Source organism: Pseudomonas fulva (assembly GCF_023517795.1).
GTDB lineage: Bacteria > Pseudomonadota > Gammaproteobacteria > Pseudomonadales > Pseudomonadaceae > Aquipseudomonas > Aquipseudomonas fulva_D.
The window spans coordinates 311835-330997 of record NZ_CP082928.1; the positions used below are offsets into that span (position 1 = coordinate 311835).

The 19163-nt window shown below is 66.8% G+C and carries 16 protein-coding genes; all 16 read left to right on the forward strand.

Translation table 11 applies throughout. The annotated features are described in order from the left end of the window. The first annotated feature begins 648 nt into the window (after positions 1-648). The 16 genes from glgA to K8U54_RS01345 all read left to right on the forward strand — a co-directional run bounded on the left by glgA (position 649) and on the right by K8U54_RS01345 (position 19162). The gene (glgA, locus tag K8U54_RS01270) at positions 649-2187 is read left to right on the forward strand and encodes a glycogen synthase GlgA (RefSeq protein WP_249908523.1); all 1539 of its coding nucleotides are present in this window, start codon (positions 649-651) and stop codon (positions 2185-2187) included. Then, positions 2187-3920, forward strand: coding sequence for a malto-oligosyltrehalose trehalohydrolase (gene treZ, locus K8U54_RS01275; RefSeq protein ID WP_249908524.1), 1734 nt, complete (start codon positions 2187-2189; stop codon positions 3918-3920). Before glgA ends, treZ begins: the two co-directional genes overlap by 1 nt. Next, positions 3917-5995 (forward strand): 4-alpha-glucanotransferase, encoded by a 2079-nt coding sequence (gene malQ / locus K8U54_RS01280; protein ID WP_249908525.1) that lies wholly within the window; start codon positions 3917-3919, stop codon positions 5993-5995. The genes treZ and malQ overlap by 4 nt, the downstream gene beginning before the upstream one ends. Continuing rightward, entirely contained in the window at positions 5988-8792 is a 2805-nt protein-coding gene (locus tag K8U54_RS01285; protein ID WP_249908526.1) for a malto-oligosyltrehalose synthase, read from the forward strand. The genes malQ and K8U54_RS01285 overlap by 8 nt, the downstream gene beginning before the upstream one ends. Beyond that, on the forward strand, positions 8789-9121 hold the full coding sequence (locus K8U54_RS01290; protein ID WP_249908527.1) for a DUF2934 domain-containing protein: 333 nt from the start codon (positions 8789-8791) through the stop codon (positions 9119-9121). Before K8U54_RS01285 ends, K8U54_RS01290 begins: the two co-directional genes overlap by 4 nt. An 18-nt stretch (positions 9122-9139) precedes the next feature. Then, entirely contained in the window at positions 9140-11272 is a 2133-nt protein-coding gene (gene glgX, locus K8U54_RS01295) for a glycogen debranching protein GlgX (protein ID WP_249908528.1), read from the forward strand. Continuing rightward, positions 11269-12303 carry an acyl-CoA dehydrogenase family protein gene (locus tag K8U54_RS01300; protein ID WP_249908529.1) on the forward strand — a complete coding sequence of 345 codons (1035 nt, stop codon included), beginning with the start codon at positions 11269-11271 and terminating at the stop codon, positions 12301-12303. Before glgX ends, K8U54_RS01300 begins: the two co-directional genes overlap by 4 nt. Next, positions 12300-13058: a PIG-L deacetylase family protein gene (locus K8U54_RS01305; RefSeq protein ID WP_249908530.1), complete on the forward strand. Its 759-nt coding sequence runs from the start codon at positions 12300-12302 to the stop codon at positions 13056-13058. Before K8U54_RS01300 ends, K8U54_RS01305 begins: the two co-directional genes overlap by 4 nt. Beyond that, on the forward strand, positions 13055-13681 hold the full coding sequence (locus K8U54_RS01310; protein ID WP_249908531.1) for a class I SAM-dependent DNA methyltransferase: 627 nt from the start codon (positions 13055-13057) through the stop codon (positions 13679-13681). The genes K8U54_RS01305 and K8U54_RS01310 overlap by 4 nt, the downstream gene beginning before the upstream one ends. Then, complete coding sequence (locus K8U54_RS01315) at positions 13678-14331, forward strand: glycosyltransferase (RefSeq protein ID WP_249908532.1); 654 nt, start codon at positions 13678-13680, stop codon at positions 14329-14331. The genes K8U54_RS01310 and K8U54_RS01315 overlap by 4 nt, the downstream gene beginning before the upstream one ends. A gap of 129 nt (positions 14332-14460) precedes the next feature. Then, positions 14461-14874, forward strand: a complete 414-nt coding sequence (locus K8U54_RS01320) for a CBS domain-containing protein (RefSeq protein WP_249908533.1) — start codon at positions 14461-14463, stop codon at positions 14872-14874. A gap of 76 nt (positions 14875-14950) precedes the next feature. After that, entirely contained in the window at positions 14951-15862 is a 912-nt protein-coding gene (locus tag K8U54_RS01325) for a DUF72 domain-containing protein (RefSeq protein WP_249908534.1), read from the forward strand. Continuing rightward, a complete protein-coding gene (locus tag K8U54_RS01330; protein ID WP_249908535.1) occupies positions 15859-16638 on the forward strand; it encodes an endonuclease/exonuclease/phosphatase family protein in 780 nt (259 codons plus the stop codon). Before K8U54_RS01325 ends, K8U54_RS01330 begins: the two co-directional genes overlap by 4 nt. After that, the gene (clsB, locus tag K8U54_RS01335) at positions 16635-17867 is read left to right on the forward strand and encodes a cardiolipin synthase ClsB (protein WP_249908536.1); all 1233 of its coding nucleotides are present in this window, start codon (positions 16635-16637) and stop codon (positions 17865-17867) included. Before K8U54_RS01330 ends, clsB begins: the two co-directional genes overlap by 4 nt. Next, complete coding sequence (locus K8U54_RS01340) at positions 17864-18853, forward strand: lysylphosphatidylglycerol synthase domain-containing protein (RefSeq protein WP_249908537.1); 990 nt, start codon at positions 17864-17866, stop codon at positions 18851-18853. Before clsB ends, K8U54_RS01340 begins: the two co-directional genes overlap by 4 nt. A gap of 96 nt (positions 18854-18949) precedes the next feature. Then, on the forward strand, positions 18950-19162 hold the full coding sequence (locus K8U54_RS01345; protein ID WP_249908538.1) for a DUF3079 domain-containing protein: 213 nt from the start codon (positions 18950-18952) through the stop codon (positions 19160-19162). The last annotated feature ends 1 nt before the right edge of the window (position 19163 follow it).

A 19163-nucleotide genomic window follows, 5' to 3' on the forward strand; every position in this document is an offset into this window, starting at 1 on the left:
GCGGCGGACCAACGACCTGCTCCGCAGCCGGGCAACCTGGCAAAAACCCTGCACCTGAAAGCCTTCCGGCGTACCTGCGAGATGCTGCCGCAAGTATCTGGGCCTGGGCGATACTTTTACTTTCGCCATGAAATATCGAACGGCAGGTCGATCAATAAAAAACAGCGAACTTTATGGGTTGTTCGAACGATCAATATAAATGCAACTTCGCGCCTGCTTAGTTGCGCTGTTAGCTGTAAAGGAGTTGTCCAGGTTTTGTACAACCGGACTAACAGCGGCAAATATGACCGCTCGTCGCCTCGCTTCGGCACAAACAGCCGAAAGCCCCTCCCAGAGATCTTCCAGAGCAGTGCGAACCTGGCCCGCAAACCGCCCAACACAGTCGAAACCCCGCTACTTGACCGGCATCGGCAGCGAAAACCTGCTGCTTCCCATTAGTTCCGTACTGGCCAGTGGTGGCACCGAAAATAGTCGAAACTTCTTATTCGCGGGCTGGGTCATCAACTACGTGGGAATTAATCACCAGCAAGCAGCTTTTCCTCCTGCCCCGACACGGCAATCAACTGGAAAGACAGGGCGGCATATTCCCGTCGGCGCGCAAGCTAACGAAACATTACGGGTCAAGGACAGAATCGAGCGGAGGATGGTATGGGAAACGCTGTTGCAGCAACACGGTTTGACCAGTCGGTCTCAGTAGAAACACCCCTCAAGCCACACAACACAATTACCAATCTGCACGCGGTCAAGAAGAAGATCCTCTTCGTCAGCCCCGAGCTGGCCGACCTCATCAAGGTGGGCGGCCTGGGTGACGTGTCCGCGTCGCTGCCACGGGCGATGAACGCGGATCACGACGTCCGGGTGCTGATCCCTGGCTACCGCCAGGTGCTGCAGAGCGGTCACGCGATTCGTGACGTTGGCAGCGTGCCGGGCCATGCCGCCCTGCCCCCCGCGCGCATTGGCTGCATGACCCTGCCGGACGGCCTGATCGTCTACGTGCTGATCTGCCCCGAACTGTTCGACCGTGATGGCACGCCCTACGCCGACGCCCATGGCCGCGACTGGCAGGACAACCACATCCGCTTCGCCAGCCTAGGCCTGGCAGCCGCCGAAATCGCCGCCGGCACCGCCTGCCTGAGCTGGTGCCCGGAAGTGGTCCACGCCAATGACTGGCCAGCCGCCCTGGCCCCGGCCTACATGAGCTGGCGAGGCCTGCAGACCCCCACCGTGTTCACCATCCACAACCTCGCCTACCAGGGCCTGTGCAGCCTGGAATGCAGCCCGGAGCTGGGCTTGCCGTCGTCGGCCTGTGGCCACCAGGGCATGGAGTTCTATGGCCGCCTGTCGTTTCTCAAGGCCGGCCTGGTGTACTCCGACCACGTCACCACGGTGAGCGCCAATTACGCCCGCGAGATCACCACCCCCGAATTCGGCTGCGGCCTGGAAGGCATGCTGCAGTTCAAGGTGCAGCTCAACCAGCTCAGCGGCATTCCCAACGGCATCGACGACAGCTGGGACTCGGTCAACGACCCGCACCTGGTCCAGGGCTTCGATGCCCACGACTGGGAAGGCAAACGGGTAAACACCCGCCACGTCGAGCAGATGTTCAGCCTGGAGCAGAGCGACGGCCCGCTGTTCGCCGTGGTATCGCGCCTGGTGCAGCAGAAAGGCATCGACATGACCCTGGAGATCGCCGACACCATCGTCGCCGAGGGCGGTCGCATCGCCATCATCGGCCGCGGTGAGGAGCACCTCGAGGAAGCCGTTCGCGAACTGGCTCGCCGTCACCCCGGCAAGGTCGGCGCCAACGTCGGCTTCAACGAGGCGGACGCGCGCTGCATGTTCGCCGGCAGCGATTTCCTGCTGATGCCCTCGCGTTTCGAGCCCTGCGGCCTGAGCCAGATGTACGCCCAGCGCTTCGGTTCGCTGCCGATCGCCCGCGCCACCGGTGGCCTGGCCGACACCATCGAAGATGGCGTCAACGGCTTCCTGTTCGACGAGCCGAGCACCGACAGCTACCTGGCCGCCGTACGACGCGCCATGGCCATTTACCGTAACCCGGAACTGCTCAACGCCATGCGCGCCCACGCCATGGCCGCGCCGCTGTACTGGACGCAGTCCGTGGAACCCTATGCCGCGCTGTATCGCAAGCTGCTGGCCGCAAAGAAATCGGGTGGGAAACTGGTCTGATGCCTGAAGCAAAACAGAGACACGGTGCCTGGCCGGACGACAGCGGCCACACCCACTTTTCCCTGTGGGCGCCGGACGCCAAGCGCGTCGACGTGAAGCTTGGTGACGCCCGGCATGCAATGACCGCCGGCGAAGACGGCTGGTACGGCGTCACCCTGCCGGTGACGGCAGGTACCGATTACCACTATCTGATCGATGGCCACCTGCAGGTGCCTGACCCTGCCTCGCGCTGGCAGGCCAATGACGTTCACGGCCCAAGCCGCGTCGCCGATCCGCACCGCTATCAATGGCGCAGCAATGCCTGGCAGGGCCGCCCCTGGCAGGAAACCGTGCTCTACGAAGTGCACGTTGGCACCCTGGGCGGCTACCAGGCCATCGAGGCGCGCCTGCAGGAACTCGCCGACCTCGGCGTCACCGCCATCGAACTGATGCCCCTGGGCGAGTTTCCCGGTGGCCGCAACTGGGGTTACGACGGCGTCCTGCCCTTCGCCCCGGACTCGTCCTACGGTACCCCCGACCAACTGCGCGGGCTGATCGACCGCGCCCATGAGCTGGGCCTGATGGTATTCATCGACGTGGTGTACAACCACTTCGGCCCCGACGGCAATTACCTGGGCCAGTACGCCAGCGACTTCTTCCGCGAAGACGTGCACACGCCCTGGGGCCCGGCCATCGATTTCCGCCGCCGCCAGGTGCGCGACTACTTCCTCGACAACGCCCTGATGTGGGTACAGGACTACCGCGTCGACGGCCTGCGCTTCGATGCCGTGCACGCCATCAGCGAACGCGACTTCCTGCTCGAACTGGCCGAGCGGCTGCACGCCGCCATTCCCGCCGCGCGCCATCTGCACCTGGTGCTGGAAAACGAACACAACGACGCCGAACTGCTGCAACAGGGCTTCGTCGCCCAGTGGAACGACGACGGCCACAACGTGCTGCACCACCTGCTGACCGGTGAACACGAAGGCTATTACGCCGACTTCGCCGAGGACGCCACCGGCAAGCTGGCCCGTTGCCTGCGCGAAGGCTTCATCTACCAGGGCGAGACCACTCGGCATGGCACCGCCCGCGGCAGCAGCAGCGGCCACCTGCCGCCCAGCGCCTTCGTATTGTTCCTGCAGAACCACGACCAGGTGGGCAACCGCGCGGTCGGTGAGCGTCTGCGCAGCCTCGCCGATGACGAGGCGCTGAAGAGCGCCACCGCCCTGCTGCTGCTCAGCCCGATGATTCCGCTGTTGTTCATGGGCGAGGAATGGGGCAGCGAACAGCCGTTCCAGTTCTTCACCTCCCACAACGACGAACTCGGCGAAGCGGTACGCAAGGGTCGCCAGAACGAATTCAAGGACTTCTCCAAGTTTTCCGGCCAGGCCATTCCGGCCCCCAACGAAGCCAGCACCTTCGAAACCTCGAAGCCCGATCATCACAACCGCGACACGGCAGACGGCAAGGCCTGGCAAGCCTTCTACCGCGAGCTGCTGAGCCTGCGCCACCAGCACATCGTGCCGCGTCTGCCCGGTAGCCAGGCCCTGGAAAGCCGCGTACTCGGTGAAGCCGCGGTGGCCGCCAGCTGGCAGCTTGGCGATGGCCAGGTGCTGCATATCGCCCTGAACCTGGGGCGTGAGCCGGTCGAAGCCCAGGTGCCCCAAGGCGCCCGTGCCTTGTTCAGCTATCGCGCCGAGGGCGATCGGCTGCCGGCGCACAGCGTGCGGGTTCTGCTGGAGGGCGCGCCATGAGCGATGCACGCCTGGCAGAACTGAGCAAGGCCGCGGGTCTGAGCGTCGACTGGGTCGACGCCGACGGCAACGCCCAATCGGTCAAACCCGAACACCAGCGCTGCCTGCTCGAGGCCCTCGGTTATCCAGCCGCGGATGATGAGCAGATCGAAGCCAGCCTGGCGCGGCTGCAGGACCGCCAGAACAACCTGGCCCTCGGCCCGCTGGTCACCCTCGACCAGCAACAGGCCCTGGACCTGACCCGCTACTTCCCGCCGGGCACCCCGTTCGAGATTCAGCTCGAAGACGGCGAACGCCTGGAAGGCCGGCTGGACGACAGTGGCAGCCTGCCGGTGATCGCCACCACCGGTTACCACCAGCTGCGCATTGCCGGTGGCGAAGTGACCCTGGCCGTGGCGCCTGCCGCTGGCCCGAGCGTCGCCGAACTGGCGGGCCGTGCGGACGCCAAGATCTGGGGTCTCAGTGCCCAGCTGTATTCATTGCGCCGCCCGGGCGATGGCGGCCTGGGCGATACCCAGGCACTGGAATCCCTGGTGCGCAGCGCGGCCGCCCGTGGCGCCGACGCCGTGGCGATCAGCCCGATGCACGCCATGTTCAGCGCCAATTTGCACACCTATAGCCCCTATTCCCCCTCCAGCCGCCTGTTCTTCAACGTGCTGCATGCCGCCCCGGCCAGCGTGCTTGGTGAGGCGGCCGTGCAGCAGGCGATTCGCACCTGCGGCCTGGGCGAGGAGCTGGCGCGCCTGGAAAGCCTGGAGCTGATCGACTGGCCGGGCGTGGCCCGTGCACGGATGCAGATCCTGCGTCAGCTGCATGCCGATTTCGCTGCCAGCCTTCACCCGCTGCAGGCTGATTTCGAGGCGTTCCGCCAGGCTGGCGGCGATGCCCTGCGCCAGCACTGCCGTTTCGAGGCCTTGCGCGGTTTCATGGACCTCAACGGCCTGCCGGTGGACTGGCGCGCCTGGCCCGAGCAGTACCGCGACCCGGCCAGCGAGGCGGTGGAGCAATTCTGCGAAGGTCACGGGCACGAGATCGAATTCCACGCCTTCGCCCAATGGCTGATCGCCCGCTGCCTGCACGGTGCCCAGAATGCCGCCCGCGATGCCGGCATGGCGGTCGGCCTGATCGCCGACCTGGCGGTGGGCGCCGACGCGTCCGGCAGCCAGGCCTGGGGTCGCCAGGCCGAACTGCTGCAGTCGGTCAGCGTCGGCGCGCCGCCGGACATCCTCAACCGCTCGGGGCAGAACTGGGGCGTCTCGGCATTCTCGCCCCAGGGCCTGCAGGAGAATGGCTTTCGCGCCTACATCGAAATGCTGCGCGCCAACCTGGCCCACGCCGGCGGCATGCGCATCGATCACGTGATGACCATGCGCCGCCTCTGGGTGATACCCGAGGGCCAGGATTCGTCCGCCGGCGCCTACCTCAACTACCCGTCCCAGGACCTGCTGCGCCTGCTGTGCCTGGAAGCCGAGCGCCACCGTGCGCTGATCATCGGCGAGGACCTGGGCACGGTGCCCGACGGCCTGCGCGAAGAGCTGGCGGCGCGCAACATTCTCGGCATGCGGGTGTTGCTGTTCGAACAGAGCAATGGCCGCTTCCATGCGCCGGCCGACTGGCCACGCGATGCCCTGGCCACCACCACCACCCATGATCTGCCGAGCATTCGCGGCTGGCTCGCCTCCCGCGACATTCATTGGCGCCAGGCTGCGGGCCACCGCAGCGACGACTACACCAATCAGGATCACCAATTGCGCGCCCAAGAGACCCGAGCACTGCACCAGGCCCTGCACGAGCATGGCCACGCCACCGCCGACCAGATGGACGACGGCCAGCAGCTGGACGCCAGCATCGCCTTCATCGGCAGCACCCCCGCACCGCTGGTACTGCTGCCACTGGAAGACGCCATGGCCGCCAGCGAGCAGCCCAACCTGCCCGGCCCCGGTGACGAACACCCGAACTGGCGCCGCCGCTGGGCCATCGAGGCGGCCAGCATGCTCGACGCACCAGCCGTCGCGCACCGCCTGCAACGCCTGCAGTGGGCCCGCAACCTGGCCGAGGGCCTTGGCCATGACTGAGTTGCGCGCCAGCGTCCGCCTGCAGTTTCACAAGGGTTTCACCCTCGACGATGCCGTGCCCCTGGTCGATTATTTCGCGCACCTGGGCATCAGCCACATCTACGCCTCGCCGCTGCTCACCGCGCGCCCGGGCTCCATGCATGGCTACGACGTGGTCGACCCGACCCGCGTCAACCCCGAGCTGGGCGGCGAAGCGGCCCTGCAGCGCCTGGTCACCGCCCTGCGCGGCAAGGACATGGGGCTGATCCTGGATATCGTCTCCAACCACATGGCGGTGGGCGGCGACGCCAACCCCTGGTGGCTGGACGTCCTGGAGTGGGGCGCCAGCAGCGCCCATGCCAAGTTCTTCGACATCCACTGGCAATCCCATGACCCGCTGCTGCGTGGCCAGCTGCTGGTGCCCTTCCTGCGCAGCGACTACGGCGAGGTGCTGGCCGCTGGCGAGATCGAGCTGCATTTCGACGCCCAGCGCGGCCTGTTGTATGCCAAGCACTACGATCACCGCTTCCCGCTCAACCCGCCGACCTATGGCGACGTGCTGCGACACAGCGGCCACCCCGAGCTGCAGGCCCTCGGCCAGCGCTTCGCGGCGCTGGACGACAGCGCCGAGGGCCAACGCCAGGCCGGTGCGCTGTTTCGCGAACTGGTGGCCCTGGCGAGCAAGGCCGGGGATGCCGTCGAGCGGGCGCTGGACAGCCTGCGCCCCGTCGATGGGGAGAATTTCCAGGCCCTGCACCAGCTGCTCGAACGCCAGCACTACCGCCTCGCCAGCTGGCGTACCGCGGCGGACGACATCAACTGGCGGCGCTTCTTCGACATCAACGAACTGGGCGGCCTGAAGGTCGAGCGCCACGAGGTGTTCGAGGCGACCCACGCCAAGATCTTCGAGCTGATCGAGAACGGCCTGGTCGACGGCCTGCGCATCGACCATGTCGATGGCCTGGCCAACCCCCGCGCCTACTGCCGCAAGCTGCGCCGCCGGGTCGAACGGCTGCTGCCCAGGCGCCCCGCCAGCCTTCAGGGTGGCCGCTTCCCGATCTACGTCGAGAAGATCCTCGGCGAGGGCGAACAATTGCCCCGCGACTGGGGCGTGGATGGCACCACCGGCTACGAGTTCATGAACCAGGTTTCGCTGCTGCAGCATGCGCCCGAGGGCGAGCCGGTGCTGGCCCAGCTATGGAGCGAAACCAGCGGCCGTGACGCCGACTTCATGGCCGAAGTGCGCGAGGCGCGCCAGCTGGTGCTGACCACCTCCCTGGCCGGCGACCTGGAAGCCCTGGCTCAAGGCCTGCTGCTGGTCGCCCGTGACGATATCGCCACCCGCGACCTGACCCTGGGCGCCATCCGCCGCGCGTTGCTGGAGCTGATCACTCATTTCTCGGTGTACCGCACCTACGTGTCGGCGGCCGGGCGCAGCGCCACGGACCAGGCGGTGTTCGAACAGGCCCTGGAAGGCGCTCGCAGCACCCTTGCCGAGGGTGACTGGCCGCTGCTCGAGCACCTCGACCGCTGGCTCGGTGGCCAGGCGCTGTCCGAACTGCCGCCCAGCCCGCAGCGCAAGCGCCGGGCGAAGATGATCGAACGCTTCCAGCAGCTCACCTCGCCGGCGGCGGCCAAGGCGGTGGAAGATACCGCCTGCTACCGCAGCGCCGTGTTGCTGTCGCGCAACGACGTGGGCTTCGACCCGCAGCAGTTCAGCGCGCCGCTCCAGGCCTTCCACGATGGCTGCCTGGAACGGGCACGGCATTTCCCGGCCAACCTGCTGACCACCGCCACCCATGACCACAAGCGTGGCGAAGACACCCGTGCCCGCCTCGCCGTGCTCAGCGAGCGTGCCGAGTGGTTCGCCGAACGCTGCCAACGCTGGCGCGAGATGGCCGCACCGCTGCGCGCCGAACTGGAAGATGGCCTGGCACCCTCCCCCGGCGATGAGTTGATGCTGCTGCAGATCCTGCTCGCCTGCTGGCCGCTGGATCTGTCGGCCGACGATGCCGAAGGCCTGCAGACGCTGACCGAACGCCTGAGCGCCTGGCAGGAGAAGGCCGTGCGCGAGGCCAAGCTGCGCAGCACCTGGAGCAACCCCAACCAGGGCTACGAAGAGGCGTGCAGGAACTACCTCCAGGCGGTACTCGGCAGTGACCAGGGCGCCGAATTGCGTACCCAGATCCGTGCCGCCGCCGCCGAGATCGCCCCCGCTGGCGCACTCAACAGCCTGGCCCAGAGCCTGCTGCGCATGAGCGTGCCGGGCGTGCCTGATCTGTATCAGGGTTGCGAGTTCTGGGACTTCTCCCTGGTCGACCCGGACAACCGCCGCCCGGTGGATTTCGCCGCTCGCCGCCAGGCCCTGGCTGATGGCCAATCCCTGGCCGAAGCCCTCGGGCACTGGCACGACGGCCAGGTGAAGCAGACGCTGATCGCCGCCACCCTGCAGGCACGCGCCCACCACCCGCGGCTGTTCGCCGAGGGCGACTACCAGCCGCTCGAGGTACAGGGCACGCATGCCGAGCGGGTCGTGGCCTTCCTGCGCAGCCTGGGTGACCAGTACGCCATCGTGGTGGTGCCGCGACTCGGCGCTGCCCTGCTGGGCGACAGCCCGCTGCCGCTGATCGCCGCCGACCAATGGGGCGACACCCGTATCGCCCTGCCCGCCGTGCTGGCCGACAAGGCCCTGCACAGCGCCTTCGCTGCCACTGCCCCGCTTGCCCCTGGCGGCCACCTCGCGTTGCGCGATGTGCTGCGCGACACCCCCGTCAATTTGCTGATCGCCCCTAGCCACTCTCAGGAGTCACACCCATGAGCGCAAAAGAAGACCGTATCCGTGAGTTCGCCTATCAGATCTGGGAATCCGAAGGGAAACCCCATGGCCAGGCCAAACGCCATTGGGAAATGGCCACCAAGCTGGTCGAAGCCGAGCAGACGCCCGGCAAGGCCACACCCAAGCGCGCGAGCAAGCCAAAGGCCGCCGCGGGTGAGGTAGCCGCTGCCGCTCCGATCAAATCGCGCACCAGCAAGTCAGCGCCCAAGGCCGAAGCCGAGAAACCTGCCCTGCTCAAACCTGCCAAGGCACCCGCCAAGGCCAAATCCAGCACCCCCGCCAAGCCTGCCGCCAAGAAGCCCAAGGCCTGATACCAGGAGCCACCCAGAATGAGTCAACCACGCTCGCGTATAACCGAAGGTCAACCCTTTCCGTTGGGGTCGACCTGGGATGGTTTGGGCGTCAACTTCGCGCTCTTCTCGGCTCATGCCACCAAGGTCGAGCTGTGCATCTTCGATCCCGAAGGTCTGGAGGAGATCGAGCGCATCGAATTGCCGGAGTACACCGACGAGATCTGGCACGGCTATCTGCCCGATGCACACCCGGGGCTGATCTACGGTTACCGCGTTTACGGCCCCTACGAGCCGGAAGCCGGTCACCGCTTCAACCCCAACAAGCTGCTGATCGACCCCTACGCCAAGCAACTGGTCGGCGAGCTGAAATGGTCCGAGGCGCTGTTCGGCTACGAGATCGGCCATCCCGATGGCGACCTCAGCTTCGATGAGCGTGACAGCGCGCCCTTCGTGCCCAAGTGCAAGGTCGTCGACCCGGCCTACACCTGGGGCAAGCACCGCAACCACCGCGTCGACTGGGACAAGACGGTGTTCTACGAAGCCCACCTGCGCGGCCTGACCATGCGTCACCCGTCGGTGGCCGAGGACAAGCGCGGCACCTTTGCCGGCCTGATGAACGCCGACGTGATCAAGCACATCCGCAAACTGGGCGTCTCGTCGGTCGAGTTGCTGCCCATCCATGCCTTCGTCAACGACCAGCACCTGCTGGAAAAGGGCATGAACAACTACTGGGGCTACAACAGCATCGGCTTCTTCGCCCCGCACCCGCGCTACCTGGCCAGCGGCCATATCAACGAGTTCAAGGAGATGGCCGCGCACCTGCACGACGCCGGCCTCGAGCTGATTCTCGACGTGGTCTACAACCACACTGCCGAAGGCAACGAGCTGGGCCCGACCCTGTCGATGCGCGGCATCGACAACGCCAGCTACTACCGGCTGATGCCCGATGACAAGCGCTACTACATCAACGATTCCGGCACCGGCAACACCCTGGACCTGAGCCACCCCTGCGTGCTGCAGATGGTCACCGACTCGCTGCGCTACTGGGCCACCGAGATGGGCGTGGACGGCTTCCGCTTCGACCTGGCGACCATTCTCGCCCGCCATCACGATGGCTACGACGAGCGTCACAGCTTCCTGGTCGCCTGCCGCCAGGACCCGGTGCTGAGCAAGGTCAAGCTGATCGCCGAACCCTGGGACTGCGGCCCCGGTGGCTACCAGGTGGGCGGCTTCCCGCCGGGCTGGGCGGAGTGGAACGACAAGTTCCGCGACAACGTGCGCAGCTTCTGGAAAGGCGACGAAGGCCAGCTGGCCGAGCTGGCCAGTCGCCTGACCGCCTCGGGCGACCTGTACAACCAGCGTGGTCGTCGGCCGTTCTCGTCGGTGAACTTCATCACCGCCCACGACGGTTTCACCCTCAATGACCTGGTCTCCTACAACGACAAGCACAACGAGGACAACGACGAGAACAACCAGGACGGCAGCAACAACAACATGTCCTGGAACCACGGCGTCGAAGGCCCGACCGATGACGAGGCCATCAACGACCTGCGCTTCCGGCAAATGCGCAACTTCATGGCCACCCTGGTGCTCGCCCAAGGCACGCCGATGCTGGTGGCCGGCGACGAATTCGCACGCACCCAGCACGGCAACAACAACGCCTACTGCCAGGACAGCGAAATCGGCTGGATCAACTGGGACCTGGGCGAGCGCGGCAAACAGTTGCAGGCCTTCGTCACCCGGGTGATCAAGCTGCGCATGAGCTACCCGATCCTGCGCCGCGGGCGCTTCTTCGTCGGTGCCTACAACGAGGAGCTGGGCGTCAAGGACGTCACCTGGCTGGCGCCCAATGGCGAGGAAATGAGCGAGGAAAACTGGCACGATCCCCATGCGCGCTGCATGGGCATGCTGCTCGATGGCCGCGCTCAGCCCACCGGCATCCGCCGTAGCGGTGCCGATGCGACCTTGCTGCTGGTGGTCAACTCGCACCATGACGTGGTCAATTTCCGCCTGCCGGAAGTGGCCCAGGGCAGCCATTGGACGTGCATGCTCGATACCAACCGTGTCGACGAGCCGGAAGACGACGAAGTCTTCCAGTTCGGTGACGAGTTCATCGTCACCCATCGCTCCCTGGTGCTGTTCGAGTTGCAGAAGGAAAAAGTGGCATGACCGGGAGCGGCACTCGTCCGCTGGAACGCCTTGGCGCCCTGCTCGACGAGTGGCCGCACCCCCTCCCGCATCACCCCGAGGCCCTGCTGCGCAGCCTGCAACGGTTGTGCAACGAGGGCCTCGACCAATTACCCCCACCCGGCGGTGGCCAGACCCTGCAACGTTGGCAGGCGCTGGCCACGGTCGCCGCACAGGACCTGAGCCTGTGCAAACTCTATGAAGGCCACACCGACGCCCTGGCGATCTTCCAGCACTATGAAACACCAGTGCCGGCGCAGTCGACCTGGGGCATGTGGGCCGCCGAGCCACCCCAGGCGCGGGTGACGCTGGACGCCGAACGGCGCGACGGCAGCGTGCGCCTGCATGGCCGCAAGGCCTGGTGCTCGGGCGCCACGGTGCTCAGCCACGGCCTGCTCACCGCCTGGAATGCCCATGGCGAACAGCAGCTGGTGGCCGTGGCCCTGGAGCAACCCGGCGTACGGGTTAGCGAGGACGGCTGGCAGGCCGTGGGCATGGCCGCCACCCAGAGCGTCGAGATCCTGTTCGAGGATGCCATTGGCCAGCCCGTCGGCCCGGCCAATGGTTATCTGGCCAGGCCCGGCTTCTGGCAAGGCGGCGCGGGCATCGCCGCCTGCTGGTACGGGGCGGCGAGCCGCCTCGGCGATGCGCTGCGCCGCCATTGCGCCGAACGTGACGAGCCCCATGCCCACGCCCACCTGGGCCAGGTGGACTGCGCCCTCAGCGCAGCCGCCAGCGCCCTGCGCGATTGCGCCGCCTGGATCGACGCCAACCCCGAAGCCGATGCCGAATTGCCGGTGCGCCGCGTGCGCGCCATCGTCGAACACAGCGCCAGCGCGGTGATCGAGCATGTCGGCCGCGCCCTGGGCGCCGCGCCCTACTGCCGAGACGCAGCCTCGGCGAGGCTGCTGGCCGACCTGCCGGTGTTTCTGCGCCAGAGCCATGCCGAACGCGACCTGGCGGCCCTCGGCGGGCTGGTGGCGCTTCAACCACGAGAGAGCTGGATGCTATGAACACCAACCCGATTCAGGGCCAGGGCACCTCACCGCAAGCCTGGAAAGCCTCGCGCCGTCTGGCCCAGGTGGCCGATATCCAGTGCACGCAACTGGTGCCCGAAGGCTGCCGTGCGGTGATCATCGCCCCGCACCCGGATGACGAGATTCTCGGCAGCGGCGGCCTGCTGCAGCTGCTGGCCCAGGCACGGCGGCAGATCCTGCTGATCTCGGTCACCGACGGCGCTGCCAGCCATCCAGGCTCGACCTACTGGACGGCGCAGCGCCTGAGCATCGTGCGCCCTCAGGAAAGCGCCGACGCCCTCAAGCGCCTCGGCCTGCCGGTCAACCAGGTGCAATGGGTCCACGGCGGCTTCGCCGATACCGGCGTCGCTGCCGCTGAAGCCGAGCTGCGCGAATTCCTGAAAACCTACCTGCAGCCCAGCGACGTGGTGTTCGCCACCTGGCGCGAAGATGGCCATGCCGACCACGAGGCGGTGGGTCGCGCGGCCCTGACCGCGGCCCTGGAATGTGGCGCCCGCGCGCACGAGATTCCAATCTGGGCCTGGCACTGGGCGAGCCCGGAAGACCCGCGCATCCCCTGGGAGCGCGCTCGCAAGCTGCAGCTCGACAAATGGACCCAGGCGCGCAAGCGCCACGCCATCCAGGCCTTTGCCAGCCAGCTCTACGACGACCCCGACACTGGCCACGAGCCGGTGCTTTCCAGCACGGCGGTGGAGCGCCTGCAGCAGCCGTTCGAGGTGGTGTTCCTATGAGCGTTGCCGACAATTATTTCGAGAAGCTCTACAAGGGCAGCGAAGATCCCTGGTCGTTTCGCGAACGCTGGTACGAGCAGCGCAAGCGCAACCTGACGCTCGCCGCCCTGCCGCGCAGCCATTACGGCAGTATCTTCGAGCCGGGCTGCGCCAACGGTGAACTCAGCGCGCGCCTGGCCGAACGCTGCACCCACCTGCTGTGCAGCGACACCTCGGCGATTGCCCTGGAGCTGGCGCGCAATCGCCTCGCCCATCGCAGCAACGTGCGCCTGCTGCAGACCCGCCTGCCGGAACAATGGCCGGCCGGGCGCTTCGACCTGATCGTGCTCAGCGAGCTGTGCTACTACCTCGACGAGCAGGATCTGGATCGGCTGATCGACTGTGCCAGGGCCGCCCTCAACACCGGCGGCAACCTGCTGGCCTGCCATTGGCGCTGGCCGATCGCCGAGTGCCCGTTGAGCGGCGATCAGGTTCACCAACGCCTGCACGAACGCCTCGGCCTGCCGCGCCTGCTGCGCCACGAAGATGCCGACCTGCTGCTCGAGGTATGGGGCACCCAGGCCACCTCGGTTGCCCAGCGCGAAGGCCTGGCACCGGATTCCGCCACGGAGTTGCCTGCTTGATCGGCGTCGTCATTCCCGCCCACAACGAAGAGCAATACCTGGACGCCTGCCTGGAGGCCCTGCTCGAAGCCGCCGCTCATCCGGCGCTCGACCTGCCGGTGCGCATCCTGGTGGTGCTCGACAGCTGCACCGATGGCTCGGCCAGCGTGGTGGCCAACTACCCGGTAGCGAGCCTGGCGTTGCAGGCACGCAACGTCGGCCGGGCACGCGCCGCCGGGGTGGCGCGGCAGTTGGCCCAGGGCGCCAACTGGATCGCCTGCACCGATGCCGACAGCCGGGTCGCCAGCGACTGGCTGGTGCGCCAGCGCGAACTGCAGGCCGACATGGTCTGCGGCACCGTGGAGGTCGCCGAGTGGGGTGAGCTCGATGACGGTGTGCAGGGCCGCTACCTCAGTGCCTATCAGGACCGTGACGGGCATCGCCACATCCACGGCGCCAACCTGTCGTTCAGCGCCGCGGCCTACCGACGCGCCGGCGGCTTCCAGGAGCTAGTGGTCGACGAGGATGTGCAACTGGTCGCCGCCTTCCAGCGCACCGGCGCACGTATCGCCTGGAGCGCGCTGCCACGGGTGTACACCAGTGCACGCCTGGATTGCCGCGCCCGCGGCGGTTTCGGCGACTACCTGCGCTCGCTGCTCCAGGCCAGCTGACACCCCGCGCCAGCGGCAAAAACCTTGAACCGCCTCCTCGCCGATCCAGTCGGAATTTAACGACGCCCGCGCGCTTGTCGCGCCCGGGCCCCTCGCTGAAACCACCGCGACCATCGCCAGGAGGACAGCATGAAAGTCAGCGAAATCATGACCCGCGGCGTGCAGACCATCACGCCGGGCCAGACCATCCACGAAGCCGCCGCCATGATGGCGCGCATCGATTGCGGCGCCCTGCTCGTCAATCAGGACGACCGCCTGGTCGGCATGATCACCGACCGCGACATCACCGTGCGTGCCGTGGCCACCGGCATGCCGGGCGAAACGCCGATTTCCGAGGTGATGAGCGGCGAGATCCGCTACTGCTTCGAGGACGAGGACGTGCGCGACGTGGCCCGCAACATGGGCGACAACCAGTTGCGTCGCCTGCCGGTGCTCAACCGCGACAAGCGCCTGGTGGGCGTGGTGTCGCTGGGCAACCTGGCCCTCAGCGACGACCCGCGGGCCAGCGCCGAGCTGCTGCGCCGCGTTACCGGCGCGCACTGAGCATGAGCAGACCGACGCGAAGAGTCGGCGCCTGCGGGCAACTGCGCGTTGGTCTGCCGCGAGCGGGTGAGCCGCGGTGAAGCACATCCACATCGGCATTTCCGGCTGGCGTTATGCGCCCTGGCGTGGCGACTTCTACCCCGAAGGGTTGAAGCAGCGCGAGGAACTGGCGTTCGCCTCACGGGCGGTCAGCAGCATCGAGATCAACGGCTCCTTCTATGCCCTGCAGACACCCGAGCGCTATGCCGGCTGGGCCAGCGAAACGCCCGACGGCTTCTGCTTCGCGGTCAAGGCGCCGCGCTACATCACCCATATCCGCCGCCTCGACGACGTGGCCACGCCGATCGCCAACTTCTTCGCCTCCGGCCCGCTGCAGCTGGGTGACAAGCTGGGGCCGATCCTCTGGCAATTTCCGCCGAGCATGGCCTTCGACGAGCAGCGCTTCGCCGACTTCCTCGCCCTGCTGCCACAGGACACCGACCAGGCCCTGCGCAGCGCCAGGCAGGCCGATCGTCTTCAGGACGGCAGCCTGGAGGCGCCCCACCACCAGAAACTGCGCCATGCCGTGGAAATCCGCCACGACAGCTTTCGCGACCCGGCCTTCATCAAGCTGCTGCGCAAGCACAAGGTGGCCCTGGTGTTCGCCGACAGCGCCGGCAAGTGGCCGTACGCCGAGGATCTGACCGCCGACTTCGTGTACCTGCGCCTGCACGGCAACAAGAAGCTCTACGAAAGCGGTTACGACGAAGACGCCATCGACCATTGGCACCAGCGCATCGCCACCTGGAGCCGCGGCCAGCACCCCGGCGACGCGCAGCTGATCGACAGCCACAAGCCACGGGCCCGAGCGTCACGCGACGTGTATTGCTACTTCGACAACGACCTCAAGGTACGTGCGCCCTACGACGCCCACGCGCTCTTACAGAAGTTCGACCTGGCCAAGGCGTTGCCCAACGCCCCCGGCCAGTCGCCAGGAGTGACCCCATGACCACCCACCAACCGGCCCCCACGGAGCTGGCCAGCGCGGTTCATACGCTGAAGATTCTCACCGTCAACACCCACAAGGGGTTCACCGCCCTGAACCGCCGTTTCATCCTCCCGGAACTGCGCGATGCGGTGCGCACCCTGTCGGCCGACATGGTGTTCCTGCAGGAGGTGCACGGCACCCACGAGCACCATGCCAAGCGCTACGAGAACTGGCCGCCGACGCCGCAGTACGAATTTCTCGCCGACAGCATGTGGCCGCAGTTCGCCTACGGGCGCAACGCCGTTTACCCCCACGGCGACCACGGCAACGCCCTGCTCTCCAAATTCCCGATCCTGCGCCACGAGAACCTCGACGTGTCGATCGGCACCCAGGAGCAGCGCGGCCTGCTGCACTCGGTGCTCGACGTGCCGGGCCACGCCGAAGTGCATGCCATCTGCGTGCACCTGGGCTTGCGCGAAGTCCACCGCAAGCAGCAGCTCGGCCTGCTCTGCAAGGTGATCGACCGACTGCCGCCCGATGCCCCGGTGATCGTCGCCGGGGACTTCAACGACTGGCGCCAGCGCGCCGACGGCCTGCTGGCCGCCAGCGGCCTGAAAGAAGCGTTCGTCAGCGAGCACGGCAAGCCGGCGAGGAGCTTTCCGGCGCGCTGGCCGCTGCTGTGCCTGGATCGCATCTATGTACGCAACGCGACCACTCACAACCCGCAGGTGCTGTCGACCCGCCCCTGGTCGCACCTGTCGGATCATGCACCGTTGGCTGTGGAGATACGGCTATGAAGTACGACTGGCGTGATGGCAACCAGGTCGATTTGCTGATCAACGGCGAGGAGTTCTACCCCGCCGTGTTCGAATCCATCCGCAACGCCCGGCAGGAAGTGCTGCTGGAAACCTTCATCATCTTCGAAGACAAGGTCGGCATGGAGCTGCAGCAGGCGCTGATCGCCGCGGCGCGCAACGGCGCCAGCGTGGAGATCACCGTGGACGGCTACGGTACCGCGGACCTGTCCATCGAGTACGTGGCCGCGCTGACCGCTGCCGGTGTGCGCGTGCACATGTTCGACCCCGGCAAGCGCCTGCTCGGCATGCGCACCAACCTGTTCCGTCGCCTGCACCGCAAGATCGTGGTGATCGACAGCGAGATCGCCTACATCGGCGGCATCAACTTCGGTGCCGACCACCTCGGTGACTACGGCCCGATGGCCAAGCAGGACTACGCCGTACGGGTGCGCGGCCCGATCGTCGCCGACCTGCACACCGCTGCCGAGCGCCTGCTGGAGGCCCGCGACGACCGCGAAGTCGCCAAGCGCCGGGTCAACCAGCCCGGCCAGCACCGCCACGCCGGCAACAGCCGCCTGCTGATGACCATCCGCGACAACGGCGACGACACCAACACCATCGAACAGCACTACCTGGACGCCATTCGCAAGGCCCAGCACCGGCTGATCGTCGCCAACGCCTACTTCTTTCCCGGCTACCGCCTGCTGCGCGAGCTGCGCAACGCCGCCCGCCGTGGCGTTAAGGTGACGCTGATCCTCCAGGGCATGCCGGACATGCCGCTGGTGCGCCTGTGCTCGCGCCTGACCTACAACTACCTGCTGCGCGACGGCGTGACCATCTACGAGTACTGCCAGCGTCCGCTGCACGGCAAGGTCGCCCTGGCCGACCACGAGTGGTGCACCGTGGGCTCGAGCAACCTCGACCCGCTGAGCCTGTCCCTGAACCTGGAAGCCAACCTGATCATCCGCGACCCGGCACTCAATCGCCGCCTGCACGAGCACCTGTCCGAGCTGGCCGCCTCCAGCTGCAAGTCGGTGCCGCTCAAGCGGGTGATGCGCGGCTACTGGTGGCGCGCGCCGCTGATCTTCCTGTGCTTCCACTTCCTGCGCCACTTCCCGGCCATCGCCGGCTGGTTCCCGGCCCACTCACCGCGGCTCAAGCTGCTCAAACCCGATATTGAAGCGCCGCAGTGCGGCACCTTGCAGGTCGACCAGGAGAAAGTCTCGTGAGCAAAGCCGACGACAAACAGGGCAAACCGGCCTGGCGCTGGGCCAAGCGCCTGCTGACCCTGTGCTTTTTCATCCTGGTGCCGGCGCTGCTGTTCATGCTGGTCAAGAACCTCGACTGGCAGGAAGTCAGCCTGGCCCTGCGCAGCTACAGCGCCACCATTCTCCTGGCCGCGGTTGGCGTCACGGCGCTCAGCTACGGGGTGTATTCGAGTTTCGACCTGATCGGCCGTGCCTACACCCAGCACGGCCTGCCCGCCCGGCAGGTGCTGCCGCTGACCTTCGTATGCTACGCCTTCACCCTCAACCTGAGTTCCTGGGTGGGCGGCGTGGCGCTGCGCTATCGCCTGTACTCACGCCTGGGCCTGAAGGTCTCGACCATCACACGGGTACTGAGCATGAGCCTGATCACCAACTGGCTCGGCTACATCCTGCTGGCCGGCGTGCTGTTCACCTTCGGCCTGTTGAAGCTGCCGGAGGGCTGGGCGATCGGTGCCACGGGTCTGCGCATCATCGGCCTGGCACTGCTGGCCATCGGCATCGGCTACCTGCTGGCCTGCCAGTTCTCCAAGCGTCGCAGCTGGACGATCCGCGGCCACGAACTGAACCTGCCGTCGCTGCCCATGGCCCTGCTGCAGGCCGGCCTGGGTGCCCTGAACTGGTCGCTGATGGCGCTGATCATCTACCTGCTGCTGCCCGAGGAGGCCTTCTACCCGACCATTCTTGGCATTCTGATGATCAGCAGTATCGCCGGGGTGATCACCCATATCCCGGCCGGCCTGGGGGTGATCGAGGCCGTGTTCATCGCCATGCTGCAGCACGAGATGTCCAAGGGCAGCATCGTCGCCGCGCTGATCGGCTACCGGGCGATCTACTTCCTGCTGCCGCTGGCGGTGGCCTGCGTGGTCTACCTGGTGCTGGAAAAACGCGCCAAGAAGCTGCGCCAGAACGCCGGCCAGGAAAACAGCGAAGAGCCGCGCCCCGCCTGACCGACGGCTCCTCGACCGGGACAGGCCTTGATCCCGGTCAAGGGGCCAGCGGCCTGTCGCGCTAGGCTGGGATCGACACCCAGCGGAGCACGCGAGATGGCCAAGAAATTCCCCCTGCAACCCGGCAACCCCGAGCGCATCTGCTGGGGTTGCGACCGTTACTGCAGCGCCACCGACCTGCAATGCGGCAACGGCGCCGGCCGCACCCAGCACCCCATCGAGCTGTTCGGCGAAGACTGGTACCTGGACGGCAGCTGGGGTATCGAGCCCCCAGGGGCCGATCGCAAGCCCAAGCAGCGGCAGATCTGAA

What these genes read in the sequence shown, in the direction of transcription:
- glgA (WP_249908523.1), top strand. Translation starts at nt 649, where the DNA reads ATGGGAAACGCTGTTGCAGCAACACGGTTTGACCAGTCGGTCTCAGTA.
- treZ (WP_249908524.1), top strand. Translation starts at nt 2,187, where the DNA reads ATGCCTGAAGCAAAACAGAGACACGGTGCCTGGCCGGACGACAGCGGC.
- malQ (WP_249908525.1), top strand. Translation starts at nt 3,917, where the DNA reads ATGAGCGATGCACGCCTGGCAGAACTGAGCAAGGCCGCGGGTCTGAGC.
- K8U54_RS01285 (WP_249908526.1), top strand. Translation starts at nt 5,988, where the DNA reads ATGACTGAGTTGCGCGCCAGCGTCCGCCTGCAGTTTCACAAGGGTTTC.
- K8U54_RS01290 (WP_249908527.1), top strand. Translation starts at nt 8,789, where the DNA reads ATGAGCGCAAAAGAAGACCGTATCCGTGAGTTCGCCTATCAGATCTGG.
- glgX (WP_249908528.1), top strand. Translation starts at nt 9,140, where the DNA reads ATGAGTCAACCACGCTCGCGTATAACCGAAGGTCAACCCTTTCCGTTG.
- K8U54_RS01300 (WP_249908529.1), top strand. Translation starts at nt 11,269, where the DNA reads ATGACCGGGAGCGGCACTCGTCCGCTGGAACGCCTTGGCGCCCTGCTC.
- K8U54_RS01305 (WP_249908530.1), top strand. Translation starts at nt 12,300, where the DNA reads ATGAACACCAACCCGATTCAGGGCCAGGGCACCTCACCGCAAGCCTGG.
- K8U54_RS01310 (WP_249908531.1), top strand. Translation starts at nt 13,055, where the DNA reads ATGAGCGTTGCCGACAATTATTTCGAGAAGCTCTACAAGGGCAGCGAA.
- K8U54_RS01320 (WP_249908533.1), top strand. Translation starts at nt 14,461, where the DNA reads ATGAAAGTCAGCGAAATCATGACCCGCGGCGTGCAGACCATCACGCCG.
- K8U54_RS01330 (WP_249908535.1), top strand. Translation starts at nt 15,859, where the DNA reads ATGACCACCCACCAACCGGCCCCCACGGAGCTGGCCAGCGCGGTTCAT.
- clsB (WP_249908536.1), top strand. Translation starts at nt 16,635, where the DNA reads ATGAAGTACGACTGGCGTGATGGCAACCAGGTCGATTTGCTGATCAAC.
- K8U54_RS01345 (WP_249908538.1), top strand. Translation starts at nt 18,950, where the DNA reads ATGGCCAAGAAATTCCCCCTGCAACCCGGCAACCCCGAGCGCATCTGC.